Raw genomic sequence first — 15,252 nt, 5'->3', positions numbered from 1 at the left:
AACGGAGGGAGGCTCCGGCCTGTCATGGCACGGCGGCTGGAACCGGACCCACAGATGCAGATCTGTGGGTCATTTTGTTGGATCAGTGCATCGCCTTGGCGCGGGCCACCACGTTGGCCGGCATCCGGTTGCCAAGACGGTTGAGCAGACTCGCCGCCTTCTGGTGCAGCGCCTTGTCACCGATGACAGCGCCATGGAGCCAGCGATAGGCGTCCTCATAATCGAGCGGACTGCCCATCCCCTGCAGCAGCATTTCGACCCACTCGATGCGGGCCCGCAGAAAACCGAGGCTGGCCGCCTCGCGCATCAGGGTCTCGGCTCGCACCAGATCCTTCTGCACCAGGGTTCCCTTCCAGTAGTAGCGGCCCAGTTGCTCCAGCGCGGGCGCCAACCCCTGATTGGCCGCCTCCCACATATATTGCACTCCGAGTTCGGCATTGGGCTTGGTACAGACGCCCCACGCCAGCATATCCCCCCAGAGGTACTGATAGGCCGGGATCTTCATCACCGAGGCGCGCGCTTCGATATCCTGAGTCAGCTGACAGCGATCCTGCTTCACCTGAGTGAGATGGCGCCCCTGCTCAATCCAGTTGAGCAGTTCGTCCTGACGATAGAGTGGCACCGCCTGCAACTCGCCAGCGGCCAGTGGCGCGGGAGGTGCAACCGCAGCAGCGGGTTCCACCGGTTGTGGCAGCGGTGCGGCACCCTCGCCACTGCTGGCGACCGGCGTAACCGGCTCGGCCGGGAGCAAGACGGGGGCAGCCTCAGAGGGCGTAGGCGTAGCCGCAGAGACAGGCGCCGTTGCCACCGCAGCACTGCTTGCGGTCGGCATCGAGGCACTGACCGCTGGCGCATCGCTTGATACGGCAGCCGATACCGCCTCGGCACCATAGAGGGGAGAGGTGAATGCACCGACAAGAACGAGAAGGGTAAGGGGTTTCATCATAAGGATCTCCTGCTGCACTCTGTTATCGGCACCAACCCCCATCCCCTTAGCCTGCCGGGCGGATCTCATCAATACAAAAGGGAGCCGAAGCTCCCTTGTTGGCACGGTTGACCCGCTTACTTGACGAAATCGACACCCAGCTGGATATCGGCTTTCAGGGTAGCCAGCATGCCTTCCATCGCTTCCTGCTCGAAGGCGCTCAGCTTGCCGTAATCCAGTACGGTTTCGACGCCGTTCTTGCCCAGCAGTACCGGCTGCGCGAAGAAGGTGGCGTGCTCGCCGTTGCCTTCCACGTAGGCGCACTCAACAACGTTGGCTTCGCCCTGCAGACCCTTGATGAGGGAGAGACCGAAACGGCAAGCCGCCTGACCCATGGAGAGGGTCGCAGAACCGCCACCGGCTTTGGCTTCCACCACTTCGGTACCGGCATTCTGGATGCGCTTGGTCATGGCAGCCACTTCTTCAGCGGTGAAGGAGGCACCTTCAATCTGGGAGAGCAGCGGCAGAATGGTAACGCCACTGTGACCACCGATCACGTTGACGCGAACCTTGTCGATATTCAGCCCTTTGGCGGCGGCCACGAAGGTCTCGGCGCGGATCACGTCCAGGGTGGTGACACCGAACAGACGACGCTTGTCATAGACACCGGCTTTCTTCAGCACTTCGGCGGCGATGGCCACAGTAGTGTTGACCGGGTTGGTGATGATGCCGATCAGTGCTTTCGGGCAAGTGGCCGCGCACTTCTCGACCAGATTCTTGACGATACCGGCATTGATGTTGAACAGGTCTGAGCGATCCATCCCCGGCTTGCGTGCCACACCGGCGGAGATCAGCACCACATCGGCCCCAACCAGCGCAGGAGTCGGATCTTCACCGCAGAAGCCCTTGATGGCGACGTCGGTAGGAATATGACTGAGGTCAACGGCCACACCCGGGGTGACCGGGGCGATGTCATACAGGCTCAGCTCGGAGCCAGCCGGCAGACGGTTTTTCAACAGCAGAGCGAGGGCTTGACCGATGCCACCAGCGGCACCCAGAACGGCAACTTTCATGATCAACTCCATGTTTAAGCGTAGGTTTAAGGTTGTTTCTTGTTGTGCGCCCAACCTTAATGGATCCCCCCATAAAAAACAATCTGATAACAGTTGCAGTCACGGGTTCTGTGAGCCACGAAACACGCGGGAGCAAAAATTGGAGGGAAATACAAAAAGTTGGAGGAGAAGCACAGTTTTTCTGCACTTCTCCTTACCATAAAGAGGTAGTTATGAAGGTTTCAGGATTGAAATGCCAACGCCCGTTTTTCACACCAGCGAAAACCAATTGTTAACAATCCGTTCATCGCCAGATACAGCCCGCCAGCTACTCCGAACACCGCCAGGGTATCGTAGGTCTGGGCATTCAACCCCTGCGCCAACCCCATGATGTCCATGATGGTGATGGTACTGGCGAGAGAACTCCCCTTGAGCACCAGGATCACCTCGTTGGAGTAGGCTGGCACCAGATGGCGGGCGGCGTGGCGCACCTTCATCCAGAGAGTCTGACCGGAGGAGAAGCCGAGCGCCCGGCACGCCTCCACCTCACCGGCCGGGATGGCATCGAGCGCCCCCTTGAACAACCGGGTAGAGTAGGCCGCCGTGTTGAGACCCAGCGCCAGCACGGCGCAGAACCAGGGCTGCTTGAGCAGCGGCCAGAGCGGGCTGGCTTTCAGCCACTCGAACTGCCCCGGCCCGTAATAAATCAGGAAGATCTGAATGAGCAGCGGCGTACCGGTAAAGATCAGTACCCACAGTTGCACCAGCTGGGTCGCTACCGGCAGGCGCAGCTCCAGCACCCAGGTCATCAGGGCCGCCAGAGCTATCCCCAGAAGCAGACTGAACAGGGTCAGCTCCAGCGTGGTGACCAGACCGCCCAGCAACGTGACGAGATACTCTTGCATCGGTTAGCCTCCGTAGCGGCGGGTGTAGCGAGCAGCGAGCCCGAGGCCGTACTCGCTCACCAGACTGATAGCCAGATAGATGAGGGCCGCAGCGGCATACCAGGTGAAGGGCTCATAGGTACTGGCCGAGGCCATCTGCGCCTGACGCATCATCTCGTTGACCCCGATCAGCGACACCAGCGCGGTGTCTTTCAGCAGCACCAGCCACTGGTTGCCGAGGCCCGGCAGGGCGTGACGCCACGCCTGCGGCAGCACGATGCGAAAGAAGATGTGGCTCTTGCCAAGACCCAGCGCCATCGCCGCCAACCGTTGACCTGAAGGCACCGCATTGAGCGCCGCCCGCAGGGTCTGGGTCGCATAGCTGGCAAACAGCAGGGAGAGCGCCAGCACGCCACAGGCGAACGGGCTGAACTCTACATACTCGCCGGTGATGAGGAACAGCACCTGGGTCGAGCCGAAGTAGATAAACAGCACCACCAGCAACTCGGGCAGGCCACGGATCAGCGTGGTCAGGGTGGCCACCGGCCACACCAGCGCACGCTGCTTGCTGAGCTCGGCGGCACTGAATGCCAGTGCCAATACCATGCCCCCGACCAGTGATGCCAAGGCCAGCCCGAGGGTCATCCAGGCTGCATCCAACAACAGGCTCAACATGGCTTACTGCGCGAAGTATTTGTCGAAGATTTTCTGATAGGTGCCGTTGGCCTTGATCTCGGCCAGCCCCTTGTTCAGCTGGGTCAGCAGCTCCTGATTGCCTTTGGCGACCGCGATGCCAAAGCCGGTACCGAAGTACTTGGCGTCCGTCACCGGCGTACCCACCACCGCATACTCCTTGTGTTGCTTGAGCCAGTCGGCTGCGACGGCGGTATCGGCAAAGACACCGTCGGTACGGCCATTCATCATGTCGAGGAAGGCGCTCTGGTAACTGGCGTAAGGCACGGTCAGCAGACCCTTGCTCACCCAGTTATCCACCAGATAGGACTGGTGAGAGGTGCCGTTCTGCACACCGACAGTCTTGTCGACCATCTCTTCCGGCCCCTTGAAGGCCTCTTTCTTGGCGACGAATACCGCCGAATTTTCGTAGTAGATGTCGGAGAAATCGACCTGAGCGGAGCGCTCCGGGGTCACATCCATGGCGGCGATGGCGGCATCGTAGCGACGGAATTTCAGGCTGGGGATCAGGCTGTCAAAGGCCTGGTTGTGGAAGCTGCACTCCAGCTTGGCTTGCTCGCAGATGGCGCGGGCCAGATCGATGTCAAAACCCTGAAACTCGTTCTTGTCATCCAGGTATTCGAACGGCGCGTAGGTGGCCTCGGTGGCGAACTTGATCTCCTTGGCCATGACGGAGGTACTCAACAGACCCATGGCAGCAACCAACAACAGACTCTTTTTCATGACAGCTTCCTTATCGATTCAATATCAATGCATCAAGAATTCGGCAAACCGGCTGGTTTGCGGGGATTGGAAAATGGCGGCGGTGCCGGATTCGATGATCCGCCCCTTCTCCAGATAAATCACCTGACTGGCCACCTTGCGGGCAAAATCGACCTCGTGGGTCACCACCACCTGGGTAATGCCGGTCTGGCTCAGGTTGCGAATGATCTCGGCCACCTCTTTGGTGATCTCGGGATCGAGGGCAGCGGTCGGCTCGTCAAACAGCAGCACTTCCGGGTCCATCATCAGGGTACGGGCAATGGCCACCCGCTGCTGCTGGCCGCCGGAGAGACGGGCAGGCCAGGCATCGCGCTTGTCGGCCAGCTGCAACTGGGCCAGCAGATAGGCCCCCTTCTCGATGGCGGCCTCCTTGCTCATGCCGAGCACCTTGACCGGCGCTTCAATCAGATTCTCCATCACAGTGAGATGTGGCCAGAGATTGTACTGCTGGAACACCATGCCCACCTTGCGACGCAGCAGTTGGGACTGGCGGTTGAATTCGGCAGCAGAGAGGGCGCTCGGGAAAGAAAATTCACTTTCGCCAATCCGCAGAACACCCGCATCCGGGGTATCCAGCAGGTTCATCATCCGTAGCAGGGAACTCTTGCCAGCACCGCTCGGGCCCAGCAACACCAAGGTTTCACCGGGAGATGTCCGAAAGCTGACCTGTTGCAGAACCGGCACCTTGTGCCAGGATTTCTCGATACCTATTAATTCAATACCCATACAGCCCAATTGAATAAGTTTTCAAAATTTCATCCCGATTCTATCCCTAATAGAGGTTGATGCAAGCCATTTTTGAATCAATATGCAGAACAAGCGCCGCTTCCTTGCAAAAAACGGCATATGAATGCAAAATGGCCTCGCTGTTCGTATCTGCCGCCTGTGCCACACAGGCCGCCACACCTCCTCATTCGTGAGACCAAGATGAAACACAACGACAAGCAAGAAAAACTGGCCAAGGCCTTTAAAGCCTTGCTGAAAGAAGAGCGCTTTGGCTCCCAGGCAGAAATCGTCACCGCCCTGCAAGAGCTGGGTTTCGAGAACATCAACCAGTCCAAGGTATCGCGCATGCTGAGCCGCTTCGGCGCCGTTCGCACTCGCAATGCCAAGATGGAGATGGTCTACTGCCTGCCGGTGGAACTGGGCGTGCCCACCACCTCCAGCCCGCTCAAGAATCTGGTACTGGACGTCGATCACAACGGCGCACTAGTGGTAATTCACACCAGCCCGGGCGCGGCCCAGCTGATCGCCCGCCTGCTCGACTCTCTCGGTAAGGCAGAGGGGATCCTCGGCACCATCGCCGGTGATGACACCATCTTCATCACTCCGACCAGCGACACCGATATCGAAGAGCTCTACCTCTCCGCCCTCGAGCTGTTCGAACAGACCCCGTAATGGCCGCCACCGCCTCATAGCGGTCACACCAGAACGAAAAATCCCGGCCAAGGCCGGGATTTTTGTTTTCTGAGTCTTCGTCAGGCGGGCTTATTTACCCTGCGCCATCAGAAAACCCTCCGATGGGGCGAAGAAAGCGGCGCCGGTCACTGCCCTGGTGAAGCGCAGCAGGTGGTCGAAGTGGCTGCCCTCCCCCTTGTACATGCTGGCCAGCATGGCGTTGAAGTGCTGCTGAGTGCGGCAGCAGGAGATGAAGTAGAGCCCCTGCTCACGCATGGTGCCCCAGGGCATGCTCTGGCGCAGGATCTCCATAGACTCCCCTTTCGGGGTCTTGAGGTTGACCCGCTTGATGTGGGCGGTCAGCGGCTTGGCGGCAGACTCATACTCGATGTTGTCAGGCTTGGTGCGACCGATAATGTCTTCCTGCTCTTTTTGCGCCAGCTTCTCCCAGTCGCTCATGGCGTGGACCCAGCGCTGGACGTGGATGTAGGAGCCACCGGCAAACTCGCCCTCGGCCAGCAGCGCCACTTCGGCGCGGTGCTCATCCTGCGGGTTCTCGGTGCCATCGACGAAACCGGTCAGGTCGCGGCAATCCAGATTGCGGAAACCGCGAACCTCTTCGGCCAGCTCGACCACTCCGGCCAGCCGCGCCATCACGCGGTGACCGGCGTGGTGCAGCACATCTATCCGATCGGCACGCAGCTGCACGAAGATATCAAACGGGGTGTTGGGGGCTTCCTGACCATTGGCGGATTGCGCCATAAAGCCGCGGAACTGAGGCGGACGGGCGGCCGGGTAGAGACCATCCCAGGCATCGGCGCCAACGGCAACCAGCCCGCTGAAACCGGCATCGGGGAAATCGGCGGCGACCGCCTGCCACAGGGCGGGCAGTTTGGCCAGACGGCCGACCAGTTCGGCGGCGTCACCGGTGCGATTGAACATCAGATAGAGGGCGTGCAGATTCGGCTCTGCGCAGATCCCGGCTTGGGCTTTCATATATCTCTCCCCTGAGTAGGCGTTAGCGTTACGGGCTATTAGCGTTGCGCGATTATAAACCAGAGTTGTTCCAGTTCTTTGATTTCACGACGATATCACGCGTTCAGGGCAAAGCGTCAAACAACACCAGTCCATGAGGGGCGACCTTGATCCGTGCCCGCATCCCTTCAAGGGGCTCGCCAATGCTCGCCTCCAGCTGCAGATCGCCACACTCGAACAGCACCCGGCAGTGATGGCCGAGGAACTGCTGCTCCACCACCTTGAGCTCCCCCTCTGCGGCGCTCTCCAGCAGCAGTTGCTGAGGTCTGAGCATCAGCTGTAACTGTTCACCCACCGCCCGACCATGGGGCTCGCTGCCACAGATGACCCCGAGCGCCGTCTGCACACAGTGGCTGTCCACCACCTCGGCGGACAGATAGTTGACCCCGCCGAGAAACTCCGCCACGAAGCGGTTCTGCGGGCGGCGATAGAGCTGCTCCGGCTGACCCACCTGCTCGATGTGGCCTGCGCGAAACAGCGCCAGCCGATCGGCGAAGGCGAACGCCTCCTCCTTGCTGTGGCTAACGAAGATGGCGCCGATCCCCTGCTGCTTGAGCAGGGCGCGGATCTCGAGGATCAACTTCATTCGCACCTGGGTATCGATGTTGGAGAAGGGTTCATCCAGCAGCATCAGCCGCGGCTTGCACACCAGCGCCCGGGCGATAGCCACCCGCTGCTGCTGGCCACCGGAGAGCTGGTGCGGATAACGATCCCCGAGCCCCTGCAGATTGACCAGCGCCAGCGACTCGTCAACCTGCTGCTGGCGGGCACTGCGATCGAGCCGGGTCAGACCGAAGCCGACGTTGTCGGCCACCGTCAGGTGGGGGAAGAGGGCGTAATCCTGAAAGATCATCCCGATATTGCGCGCCTCGGGCGGTACGCTGGCACCCGGCCCGTCGAGCAGAGTATCGCCGAGGCGAATCGTGCCCTCTGCCAGCGGCAGTAGCCCGGCGATGGCCTTGAGCAGCGTGGTTTTGCCGCAGCCGCTCGCCCCCAACAAACAGACGATCTCGTTGTCTGCCACCGTCAGGGAGAGCTGCTCCAGCACATTGCGGCCGTTGTAACGGCAGCTGACATTTTCAACCTGCAAACAGGACAAGGCTGACTTCCTCTCGTTTCTGGCGGTGCGCACCCTTTCGGATCAGCACACCGCATGCAATTTCATTGGCCGACGTGGCGACTCAGTGGCCCGGGCTGTCCAGACTGCGGTTGACCCAGATCAGCGGCAACAGTCCCACCAGCACGATGACGATGGCCCCCAGCGCGCCGCGCTCCAGCATCTCGTCCGAGACGAACTGGTAGACGTGGGTCGCCAGGGTATCGAAGTTGAACGGCCGCAGCAGCAGGGCGGCGGGCAGCTCCTTCATGGATTCGATGAACACCAGCATGGCACCGGCAAACAGACCACGGCGCACCAGCGGCAGATGAACCCGCCGCAGCATGCCGCCATCTCCCTGCCCCAGGGATCGGGCCGCCATGTCGAGGCTGGGGGAGATCTTGCCCATGCTGCTCTCCACCGAGCCGATGGCGATGGCCACGAAGCGCACCAGATAGCCGAACACGATGGCGGTGATGGTGCCGGTCAGCAGCAGACCCGGTCCTTGCTGCCCCAGCCACTCGGCCAGATCATTGATGGCAAAATCGAGGGCGGTGAGCGGCACCAGCACGCCGATGGCCAGCACGGTGCCCGGCATGGCATAACCCATGGCGGCAATGCGCAGGGGCAGCAGGCTCTTGATCCCGCCATCAAGGCGGCGGAAGAAGCCGAGCAGCAGGGCAATCCCCATGGCCATCAGGGCGGTCATCGCCGAGATGAGCAGGCTGTTACCGGCAAAGCGAACAAACTCCGGCGTCCACGACAATTCGAAGTAGCGCACCCCGTAATCGAGCAGGATGACAAACGGCAGGCCGAAACCGGCCAGCACCAGCCCCCAGCACCAGAGGCCGGCCAGCCAACGACTCATCCCCTTGAGCGGATAGCGCAGCGGCTGCTCATGGCCCATCGACTTCTGGAACACCTGCTGCCGACTGCGCGAGCGGCGCTCCAGCGCGATCAACAGCACCACTGCCAGCAGCATCAGGCAGGAGAGTTTGGCCGCAGTGGCCAGACTGCCGTAACCGAGCCAAGTGTCGTAGACCGCCGTGGTCAGGGTGTTGATGGCAAAGAAGTGAACGGTGGCAAAATCAGCCAACGTCTCCATGGCCACCAGCGATACCGCCACCATGATGGCGGGGCGTGCCAGCGGCAGGCTGAGACGACGAAAGCTTTGCCACGGGGTACAGCCGAGCAGGCGGCTGGAGTGAATGAGGCTGACCGACTGCTCCAGAAAGGAGGCTCGGGCCAGCAGATAGACATAGGGGAACAACACCAGCGCCAGCACCCAAGCGGCGCCACCAAGGGAGCGAATGGCGGGGAACCAGTAATCTGCGGGACTGTTCCAGCCAAAGAGGGCGCGCAACCCGGCCTGTAGCGGGCCCGAATAGTCGAGCAGGTCGGTATAGACGTAGGCGACGATATAGGAGGGCATGGCCATCGGCAGCATCAAGGCCCACTGCAGGGCTCGCCTCCCCGGCACCTGACACATGGCCACCAGCCAGGCGGTGGGCACGCCAAACAGCAGGCTGAGTAGCACCACGCCGACCACCAGCCCCAGAGTATTGGCCAGATAGTCGAGCAGCACAGTATCGGCGAGGTGGCGAAAGAGATCTCCCTCAGCCGAGAAGGCAGAGAAAAGCAGGGCTATAACCGGTAAACCCAGCAGCAGGGCGATGGCCCAACTGCCGGTCATCCATCCAAAATTTTTCATGAGACCACAGATGTTGATGGGGCCGTTGGCCCCATCTGAATTACAAGTCGAACTTCACTTCATCCAGCAACTGCAAGGCGTCCTTGCGGTGCTTGGCGTAATCGCTGACCGGTAGCGCGTCAGACTTGAAACTGCCCCAGGACTTGACCATGGCGGAAGGCTCGACCCCGGCCTTGACCGGATATTCGGCATTCACGTCCGCATACATGTGCTGGGCGGTATCGCCAGCCAGAAACTCCATCAGCTTCTGGGCCTCGGCCTTGTTCTTGGCATACTTGGTCATGGCCACGCCGCTCACGTTGACGTGGGCACCGCGGTCAGCCTGATTCGGGAAGTTGATATAAACCGCATCCGCCCAGGACTTCTGCGCCGGATCTTTCAACATGGCGCCCAGATAGTAACTGTTGCCGAGCGACACGTCACAGATACCATCCTTGATCGCCTTGACCTGATCCCGGTCGTTGCCCTGCGGTTTGCGCGCCAGGTTGGCCTTGACCCCTTCCAGCCAGGTTTTGGTCTCGGCCATGCCGTGATGGGCGATCATCGAGGAGACCAGCGCCACATTGTACTCATGCTTGCCGCTGCGGGTGCAGATTTTCCCTTTGAATTCCGGCTTGGCCAGATCTTCGTAGCTGATGGTGTCGAGCTTGCCGAGACGATCCTTGCTGGAGTAGATGGCGCGCACCCGGGTGGTCAGCGCAAACCAGCGATTCTCCGGATCACGATAGATGGCGGGGATGTTCTCCTGCAGGATCTTGCTATCTACCGGCTGTACCAGCCCCTTGTCCACCAGATCGGTCAGACGGCTGATATCGACGGTCAGCATCAGGTCGGCCGGAGATAGCTTGCCTTCCCGCTCCAGACGCTCGTTCAACCCCTCTTTGGCGAACACCACATTCACCTTGATGCCCGATTCCTTCTCGAACTGCTGGATGATGGGCTTGATCAGCTCATCCTGCCGGTTGGAGTAGACATTCACTTCCCCGGCCGCCAATGCCGACTGAGCTGCCAACGCAGAGAAAGCCAGTGCCAACATCTTCATTTTCATCATCCATTCCTTGATTAGATATACAGAGTGATAACGATTGCCGTTTGCATTCTGCATACATCTTATGAGCGGATCAAGAACGCTTACCATCGTACTTCACATATTTAATCGCCAATAAAATTAAAGAGGCCGGATGGAATCCCATCCGGCCTCTTCTGACCAGCACATCCTGTTAATCAGGCTTCAATAAGCGCTCACCCCATCGGATTCCCCCGAGGTCGGGAGGTCAGCAGATCTGCACGTCACGGATGCAATTCATCACAGCGCCTCGTCGTCACTCTCGCCGGTGCGGATGCGCACCGCCTGCAGCAAGTCGTAGACAAAAATCTTGCCGTCGCCGATCTTGCCGGTATAGGCCGCCTTGCAGATCGCCTCGATCACCCCTTCCACGTTATCATCAGCGGTGGCAATCTCCAGCTTCACCTTGGGCAGGAAGTCGACCTGATACTCGGCTCCCCGGTATAATTCGGTATGTCCCTTCTGGCGGCCAAATCCCTTGACCTCGGACACGGTCAGCCCTTCCACCCCCAGGTTGGCAATAGCCTCGCGGACATCGTCCAACTTGAACGGTTTGATAATCGCACTAATCAGCTTCATCTGGTTGCTCCCAATCCATGGTGTGTCATGAATCGGGTTTCAATTCTTATGCCAAGTATTTTTATTGTTTTATTTCATATAGATAGAGTTTAATGCCAGCGCCATGCGCCAGGCACATCCCCATAACCGGCCAGTGCGCCCCATAATGAGGCACCATGCTGCAGCGGCCAGCGGGTATGCACCAAACAAGAGCAAAACAGCATGTTAGTTATCTCCAACAGCGTCACGATTCCCTGGCATGAGCTGCAATTCCAGACCATGCGAGCACAGGGCAACGGCGGACAACACGTCAACAAGACCGACTCCGCCGTCTGGTTGCGCTTCGATTACCGCAGCTCTCCTAGCCTGACGCCCCTCTACAAGGAGGGTCTCGACAAGCTGAGCGACAGCCGGGTACACGACGGCTTTATCATGATCCGGGTCGAGAGCCATCGCAGCCAGGACATGAACCGCAAGGAGGCGATGAGCCGTCTGGTGGAGTTGCTGAAGAAAGCAGCCTGGCGCCCCAAGGCTCGCCATGCCACCAAACCGACCCGCAGCTCCCAGCGCAAACGGGTCGATGCCAAAAAGCGCAAGGGAGATATCAAATCCGCCCGCGGCAAGCCGGTTCTGGACTAAGCCTCCAGCCTACAAAGGATGTCAGCCGATGAGATACAGTTTTTGCGACAGCGCCCGCGGCCCTCTGCTGGTCGCCATCGATCAGGATGGCCTGCGCCACGTCGAGTTTATGCACGGGGAGCGGCCCGTCATGCCGCAAGCTGACTGGCAACGGGATGACAAGGCGCTGGCACCCTATCTTGCTCAGTTCAGCGCCTATTTCGCCGGAAAGTTGCAGCAGTTCGACCTGCCTATGGCCGCTCGGGGCACCCCGTTCCAGCAAACGGTGTGGAACGCTTTGTGCGATATCCCCTATGGTGAGACCGTCAGCTATCTCGAGATTGCCCAGGCTATCGGCAATCCCAAAGCGGTGCGGGCGGTGGGCGCCGCCAATGGCCGCAATCCGCTGAGCATCATAGTGCCCTGCCATCGGGTGATCGGACGCAGCGGCGATCTGACCGGCTATGCAGGCGGCATTCCCATCAAGCGCTGGTTGCTGGCTCTGGAACAGACCGGCACAGCATTCGAGCTGGCACCGTAAACCTGTGTGTTGTTCATGCTCCAGTTGCACATCCTCTGGCCGCAGAAATGAAAAGGCTTTCAGCCAGTGTTCGGTGTTTACTGACAAGATGAACAGAAAATGAAGAATCGCCTCAGAACACCTTCAGATTGAGCTTGGCATGATGGCTTCATACTTGAATGGCACGGCTCATTCGCTGATTCAAGTAGCACCCATGTGACGCTTCCAATCTGTCTTTTTCCCCGCGCCTCCTCTGAGGCGCTTTTTTTGTGCCAACGCAACAGGCCATCCCTCTGACTGAGTGACCTGAGCATCGCACGCTCTGCACCTCCACAAAGACAAGAGGCGAAGGATCCCCTTCGCCTCTGACGTGACCGCTGGCTACTCGCTCTGGGGCAGGAACTGCAGTTCCGGCGCCGAGGAGGTCAGCACATCGGCGCAATAATCCCAGGTCGAGATGCGATAGTGCTGCAGATCTTCGTCCAGATGCAGACCGTCCGACTCCTGATGAAACCAGCTGGCAAAACGGGATGGGGTGATGAGCTGGATCTGCTCTTCGATGGCGTGGCTATCCTTCCCCTCGGCCAGATCGCAATCCTCGATCACCCGCAGGGCATAGATGTGGCGAAAATAGACCCGACAGAGGATTTGCGGGGGCAGATCGATACTGCGTGCCCGTCCCAGCATGATGGTCAGGGAGTCACTCCAGAGATCCTGATGCAACTCGGCCACAACCAGACCGGGCGGTAGCTGGCGGGACGGAGCCCAAGGTACGGCAAGCTGCCGAATGGCATTTTTCTGTTCCATATTCACCTCGCGACAACTCACTCCCTGTCTTGAGTCTATCTGAACCACATAGGCCCGGCGAAGGCAATCGATGGACAATAAAAACGGCAATAAAAAAGCCGACGTATCAAACGTCGGCGAATAAAAAGTGCTTACAACAGAGGATTCACATATTCAGACCCGCGGGTCGAAAGATTGGTTCCCTCTTTTTGTAATTAATTTTCGGCGCGTTTAAACATCAGGGTATTGGCATCCGACTCTTCTGGCACAAAGTAGTAGCCCTCGGCGTTGAAACCGGTCAGCTGCTCCACCTCGGTCAGACGGTGCTTGATGATATGGCGGGCCATCATGCCGCGCGCCTTCTTGGCGTAAAAGCTGATGATCTTGAACTGGCCGTTCTTCTCATCCTTGAACACCGGGGTGACGATCCGCCCTTTCAGGCTCTTGGGCCATACCGACTTGAAATACTCGTCGGAGGCCAGATTGATCAGCACCTCATCCCCCTGTGCAGCCAGCGCCTCATTGAGATGGTGAGTGATCGCCTCGCCCCAGAACTGGTAGAGATCCTTACCGCGGCTATTGTCGAGCCTGGTGCCCATCTCCAGCCGGTAGGGCATCATCAGATCGAGGGGGCGCAGCACGCCGTAGAGGCCGGAGAGCATCCGCAGGTGCGCCTGAGCGAAGTCAAAATCGGCCTCGCTGAAATCCTCCACTGCCAATCCGGTGTAGACATCTCCCTTGAAGGCCAGCAGCGCCTGACGGGCATTGGCAGGGGTAAAATCTGGCTGCCACTCGGCAAACCTAGCGGTGTTGAGGCCTGCCAACTTGTCACTGATCTTCATCAGGCTGGCGATCTGATCCGGGCTCAGTTGACGGGCCCGGCTAATCAGTTCGGCAGAGTGATCCAGCAGCTCGGGTTGGGTGAAACGGGGGGTCACCAGCGGTGACTCGTAATCCAGCGTCTTGGCCGGGGAAACCACAATCAGCATAACGTTCCTTTATGGCGAGGGGCCGAACAGCAGGTCGGCCCCATGATTCATTCATCCAGCGTCACATTCTCCAGCGTACCGGAGCCAAGCGTATCCTGACCAGAGAGCTTGATTTGCAGACGCAAATCATTAGCCGAGTCGGCGTGAGCTAGGGCCTCACTGTAGCCAATCTGACCGGCACAGAACAGGCTGAACAGCGCCTGATCGAAGGTCTGCATGCCCAGCTCGGTGGATTTGGTCATCACCTCCTTGAGGCGGTGCATCTCACCCTTGCGGATGATGTCGGTGATAAGCGGGGTATTGAGCAGCACCTCGAACGCGGCAAAACGCCGCTTGCCATCCATGCTTGGCACCAGTTGCTGGGCAACGATGGCTTTCAGGTTGAAGGAGAGATCGAACAGGAACTGACGGTGTTTGTCTTGCGGCACCAGATGGAGGATCCGATCCAGCGCCTGGTTGGCGTTGTTGGCATGCAGAGTGGCGAGGCAAAGGTGACCGGTCTCGGCGAACTGCAGAGCAAACTCCATGGTCTCCTGACTGCGGATCTCGCCGATCAGGATCACGTCCGGCGCCTGACGCAGCGAGCTCTTCAGCGCCACATCGAACGACTCGGTATCGATCCCCACTTCACGCTGGGTCACCAGACTGCGGCCATGCTGATGGACGAACTCCACCGGGTCTTCCACCGTCAGAATGTGGCCATCGGCATGCTGGTTGCGATAGCCAATCATCGCCGCCTGAGTAGTGGACTTACCCGCGCCGGTGGCCCCGACAAACAGCACCAACCCCCGCTTGGCCATGGCGACCTCCTGCAGGATGTTGGGCAACTGCAGATCTTCAAAGGTGGGGATGCGGGTCTCAATGCGACGTATCACCATGCCGGGCAGCTCCTGCTGCCAGAAGGCGCTGACCCGAAAACGGCCAAGCGCCTCGCGATAGATGGCGTAGTTGGCCTCCTTGGTGCGGATATAGCGCTCGAAGTGATCGCTGCTGAGGGTATCTCTGACCAGCGTCAGCGCCCCCTTCTTGTCGAGCGCCTCGCCCCCCAGCGACACCAGATGGCCATTGACCTTGAGAGTGGGCGGCGAGCCCACCGTCACAAACAGATCCGAGCCCTTTCGTTCGACCAGTTCGGTCAGTAATTCATCCAGATTCATCA

At 59.4% G+C, this 15,252-nt stretch carries 17 protein-coding genes; 3 read left to right on the top strand and 14 right to left on the bottom strand.

Annotated elements, in window-relative coordinates; genetic code table 11:
* Positions 1 to 82: 82 nt before the first annotated feature.
* The 6 genes from I6G90_RS18750 to I6G90_RS18725 all read right to left on the bottom strand — a co-directional run bounded on the left by I6G90_RS18750 (position 83) and on the right by I6G90_RS18725 (position 5,042).
* Entirely contained in the window at positions 83 to 694 is a 612-nt protein-coding gene (locus I6G90_RS18750) for a tetratricopeptide repeat protein (protein ID WP_111806246.1), read from the bottom strand.
* Between the two features lie 368 nt (positions 695 to 1,062).
* Positions 1,063 to 1,998 carry a malate dehydrogenase gene (gene mdh / locus I6G90_RS18745; RefSeq protein ID WP_005340384.1) on the bottom strand — a complete coding sequence of 312 codons (936 nt, stop codon included), beginning with the start codon at positions 1,996 to 1,998 and terminating at the stop codon, positions 1,063 to 1,065.
* 221 nt (positions 1,999 to 2,219) lie between these two features.
* Positions 2,220 to 2,882 (bottom strand): arginine ABC transporter permease ArtM, encoded by a 663-nt coding sequence (gene artM, locus I6G90_RS18740; RefSeq protein ID WP_058053931.1) that lies wholly within the window; start codon positions 2,880 to 2,882, stop codon positions 2,220 to 2,222.
* Positions 2,883 to 2,885: 3 nt separating this feature from the next.
* Positions 2,886 to 3,536 (bottom strand): arginine ABC transporter permease ArtQ, encoded by a 651-nt coding sequence (gene artQ / locus I6G90_RS18735; protein WP_005340382.1) that lies wholly within the window; start codon positions 3,534 to 3,536, stop codon positions 2,886 to 2,888.
* A 3-nt stretch (positions 3,537 to 3,539) separates the two neighbouring features.
* Positions 3,540 to 4,277, bottom strand: a complete 738-nt coding sequence (locus I6G90_RS18730; protein ID WP_182933461.1) for a transporter substrate-binding domain-containing protein — start codon at positions 4,275 to 4,277, stop codon at positions 3,540 to 3,542.
* 24 nt (positions 4,278 to 4,301) lie between these two features.
* Positions 4,302 to 5,042: an ATP-binding cassette domain-containing protein gene (locus tag I6G90_RS18725; protein WP_033135523.1), complete on the bottom strand. Its 741-nt coding sequence runs from the start codon at positions 5,040 to 5,042 to the stop codon at positions 4,302 to 4,304.
* Positions 5,043 to 5,243: 201 nt separating this feature from the next.
* Between I6G90_RS18725 and argR the strand changes: the two genes are divergently transcribed.
* Positions 5,244 to 5,714, top strand: coding sequence for a transcriptional regulator ArgR (gene argR / locus I6G90_RS18720; RefSeq protein WP_005340378.1), 471 nt, complete (start codon positions 5,244 to 5,246; stop codon positions 5,712 to 5,714).
* A gap of 90 nt (positions 5,715 to 5,804) precedes the next feature.
* Here argR and I6G90_RS18715 read toward each other — a convergent pair whose 3' ends face one another.
* The 5 genes from I6G90_RS18715 to glnK form a co-directional block, all read right to left on the bottom strand.
* Positions 5,805 to 6,710, bottom strand: coding sequence for a Dyp-type peroxidase (locus I6G90_RS18715; RefSeq protein ID WP_197928705.1), 906 nt, complete (start codon positions 6,708 to 6,710; stop codon positions 5,805 to 5,807).
* A gap of 103 nt (positions 6,711 to 6,813) precedes the next feature.
* Positions 6,814 to 7,848, bottom strand: coding sequence for an ABC transporter ATP-binding protein (locus I6G90_RS18710; protein WP_197928703.1), 1,035 nt, complete (start codon positions 7,846 to 7,848; stop codon positions 6,814 to 6,816).
* An 82-nt stretch (positions 7,849 to 7,930) separates the two neighbouring features.
* Complete coding sequence (locus tag I6G90_RS18705) at positions 7,931 to 9,556, bottom strand: ABC transporter permease (protein WP_197928701.1); 1,626 nt, start codon at positions 9,554 to 9,556, stop codon at positions 7,931 to 7,933.
* A 40-nt stretch (positions 9,557 to 9,596) separates the two neighbouring features.
* Positions 9,597 to 10,604 carry a Fe(3+) ABC transporter substrate-binding protein gene (locus I6G90_RS18700; protein WP_005340374.1) on the bottom strand — a complete coding sequence of 336 codons (1,008 nt, stop codon included), beginning with the start codon at positions 10,602 to 10,604 and terminating at the stop codon, positions 9,597 to 9,599.
* Positions 10,605 to 10,862: 258 nt separating this feature from the next.
* Entirely contained in the window at positions 10,863 to 11,201 is a 339-nt protein-coding gene (gene glnK, locus I6G90_RS18695) for a P-II family nitrogen regulator (protein WP_005341406.1), read from the bottom strand.
* Between the two features lie 201 nt (positions 11,202 to 11,402).
* On the opposite strand from glnK, the gene arfB reads away from it, so the two are divergent.
* Together arfB and I6G90_RS18685 are read left to right on the top strand one after the other, a co-directional pair.
* On the top strand, positions 11,403 to 11,819 hold the full coding sequence (gene arfB / locus I6G90_RS18690) for an alternative ribosome rescue aminoacyl-tRNA hydrolase ArfB (RefSeq protein ID WP_075113904.1): 417 nt from the start codon (positions 11,403 to 11,405) through the stop codon (positions 11,817 to 11,819).
* A gap of 28 nt (positions 11,820 to 11,847) precedes the next feature.
* A complete protein-coding gene (locus tag I6G90_RS18685; RefSeq protein WP_197928699.1) occupies positions 11,848 to 12,339 on the top strand; it encodes a methylated-DNA--[protein]-cysteine S-methyltransferase in 492 nt (163 codons plus the stop codon).
* Between the two features lie 360 nt (positions 12,340 to 12,699).
* Here I6G90_RS18685 and I6G90_RS18680 read toward each other — a convergent pair whose 3' ends face one another.
* The 3 genes from I6G90_RS18680 to tapU form a co-directional block, all read right to left on the bottom strand.
* The gene (locus I6G90_RS18680; RefSeq protein ID WP_042063174.1) at positions 12,700 to 13,125 is read right to left on the bottom strand and encodes a hypothetical protein; all 426 of its coding nucleotides are present in this window, start codon (positions 13,123 to 13,125) and stop codon (positions 12,700 to 12,702) included.
* A gap of 194 nt (positions 13,126 to 13,319) precedes the next feature.
* Positions 13,320 to 14,093 (bottom strand): peroxide stress protein YaaA, encoded by a 774-nt coding sequence (gene yaaA, locus I6G90_RS18675; RefSeq protein ID WP_197928697.1) that lies wholly within the window; start codon positions 14,091 to 14,093, stop codon positions 13,320 to 13,322.
* Positions 14,094 to 14,140: 47 nt separating this feature from the next.
* A complete protein-coding gene (gene tapU, locus I6G90_RS18670) occupies positions 14,141 to 15,250 on the bottom strand; it encodes a type IVa pilus ATPase TapU (protein ID WP_111806244.1) in 1,110 nt (369 codons plus the stop codon).
* Positions 15,251 to 15,252: the final 2 nt, after the last annotated feature.

Origin of the sequence: Aeromonas allosaccharophila, assembly GCF_016026615.1 — a bacterium.
Classification (GTDB): Bacteria; Pseudomonadota; Gammaproteobacteria; order Enterobacterales; family Aeromonadaceae; genus Aeromonas; species Aeromonas allosaccharophila.
Note: the sequence above shows the minus strand (reverse complement) of the source record. Positions and strands in the feature narration are given on the sequence as shown.

Bases quoted from the DNA above. Each gene is read 5' to 3' on its own strand.
- I6G90_RS18725 (WP_033135523.1), bottom strand. From the start codon at position 5,042: ATGGGTATTGAATTAATAGGTATCGAGAAATCCTGGCACAAGGTGCCG.
- argR (WP_005340378.1), top strand. From the start codon at position 5,244: ATGAAACACAACGACAAGCAAGAAAAACTGGCCAAGGCCTTTAAAGCC.
- I6G90_RS18700 (WP_005340374.1), bottom strand. From the start codon at position 10,604: ATGAAAATGAAGATGTTGGCACTGGCTTTCTCTGCGTTGGCAGCTCAG.
- I6G90_RS18680 (WP_042063174.1), bottom strand. From the start codon at position 13,125: ATGGAACAGAAAAATGCCATTCGGCAGCTTGCCGTACCTTGGGCTCCG.
- I6G90_RS18715 (WP_197928705.1), bottom strand. From the start codon at position 6,710: ATGAAAGCCCAAGCCGGGATCTGCGCAGAGCCGAATCTGCACGCCCTC.
- artM (WP_058053931.1), bottom strand. From the start codon at position 2,882: ATGCAAGAGTATCTCGTCACGTTGCTGGGCGGTCTGGTCACCACGCTG.
- mdh (WP_005340384.1), bottom strand. From the start codon at position 1,998: ATGAAAGTTGCCGTTCTGGGTGCCGCTGGTGGCATCGGTCAAGCCCTC.
- yaaA (WP_197928697.1), bottom strand. From the start codon at position 14,093: ATGCTGATTGTGGTTTCCCCGGCCAAGACGCTGGATTACGAGTCACCG.
- glnK (WP_005341406.1), bottom strand. From the start codon at position 11,201: ATGAAGCTGATTAGTGCGATTATCAAACCGTTCAAGTTGGACGATGTC.
- arfB (WP_075113904.1), top strand. From the start codon at position 11,403: ATGTTAGTTATCTCCAACAGCGTCACGATTCCCTGGCATGAGCTGCAA.
- I6G90_RS18685 (WP_197928699.1), top strand. From the start codon at position 11,848: ATGAGATACAGTTTTTGCGACAGCGCCCGCGGCCCTCTGCTGGTCGCC.
- I6G90_RS18705 (WP_197928701.1), bottom strand. From the start codon at position 9,556: ATGAAAAATTTTGGATGGATGACCGGCAGTTGGGCCATCGCCCTGCTG.
- artQ (WP_005340382.1), bottom strand. From the start codon at position 3,536: ATGTTGAGCCTGTTGTTGGATGCAGCCTGGATGACCCTCGGGCTGGCC.
- I6G90_RS18730 (WP_182933461.1), bottom strand. From the start codon at position 4,277: ATGAAAAAGAGTCTGTTGTTGGTTGCTGCCATGGGTCTGTTGAGTACC.
- tapU (WP_111806244.1), bottom strand. From the start codon at position 15,250: ATGAATCTGGATGAATTACTGACCGAACTGGTCGAACGAAAGGGCTCG.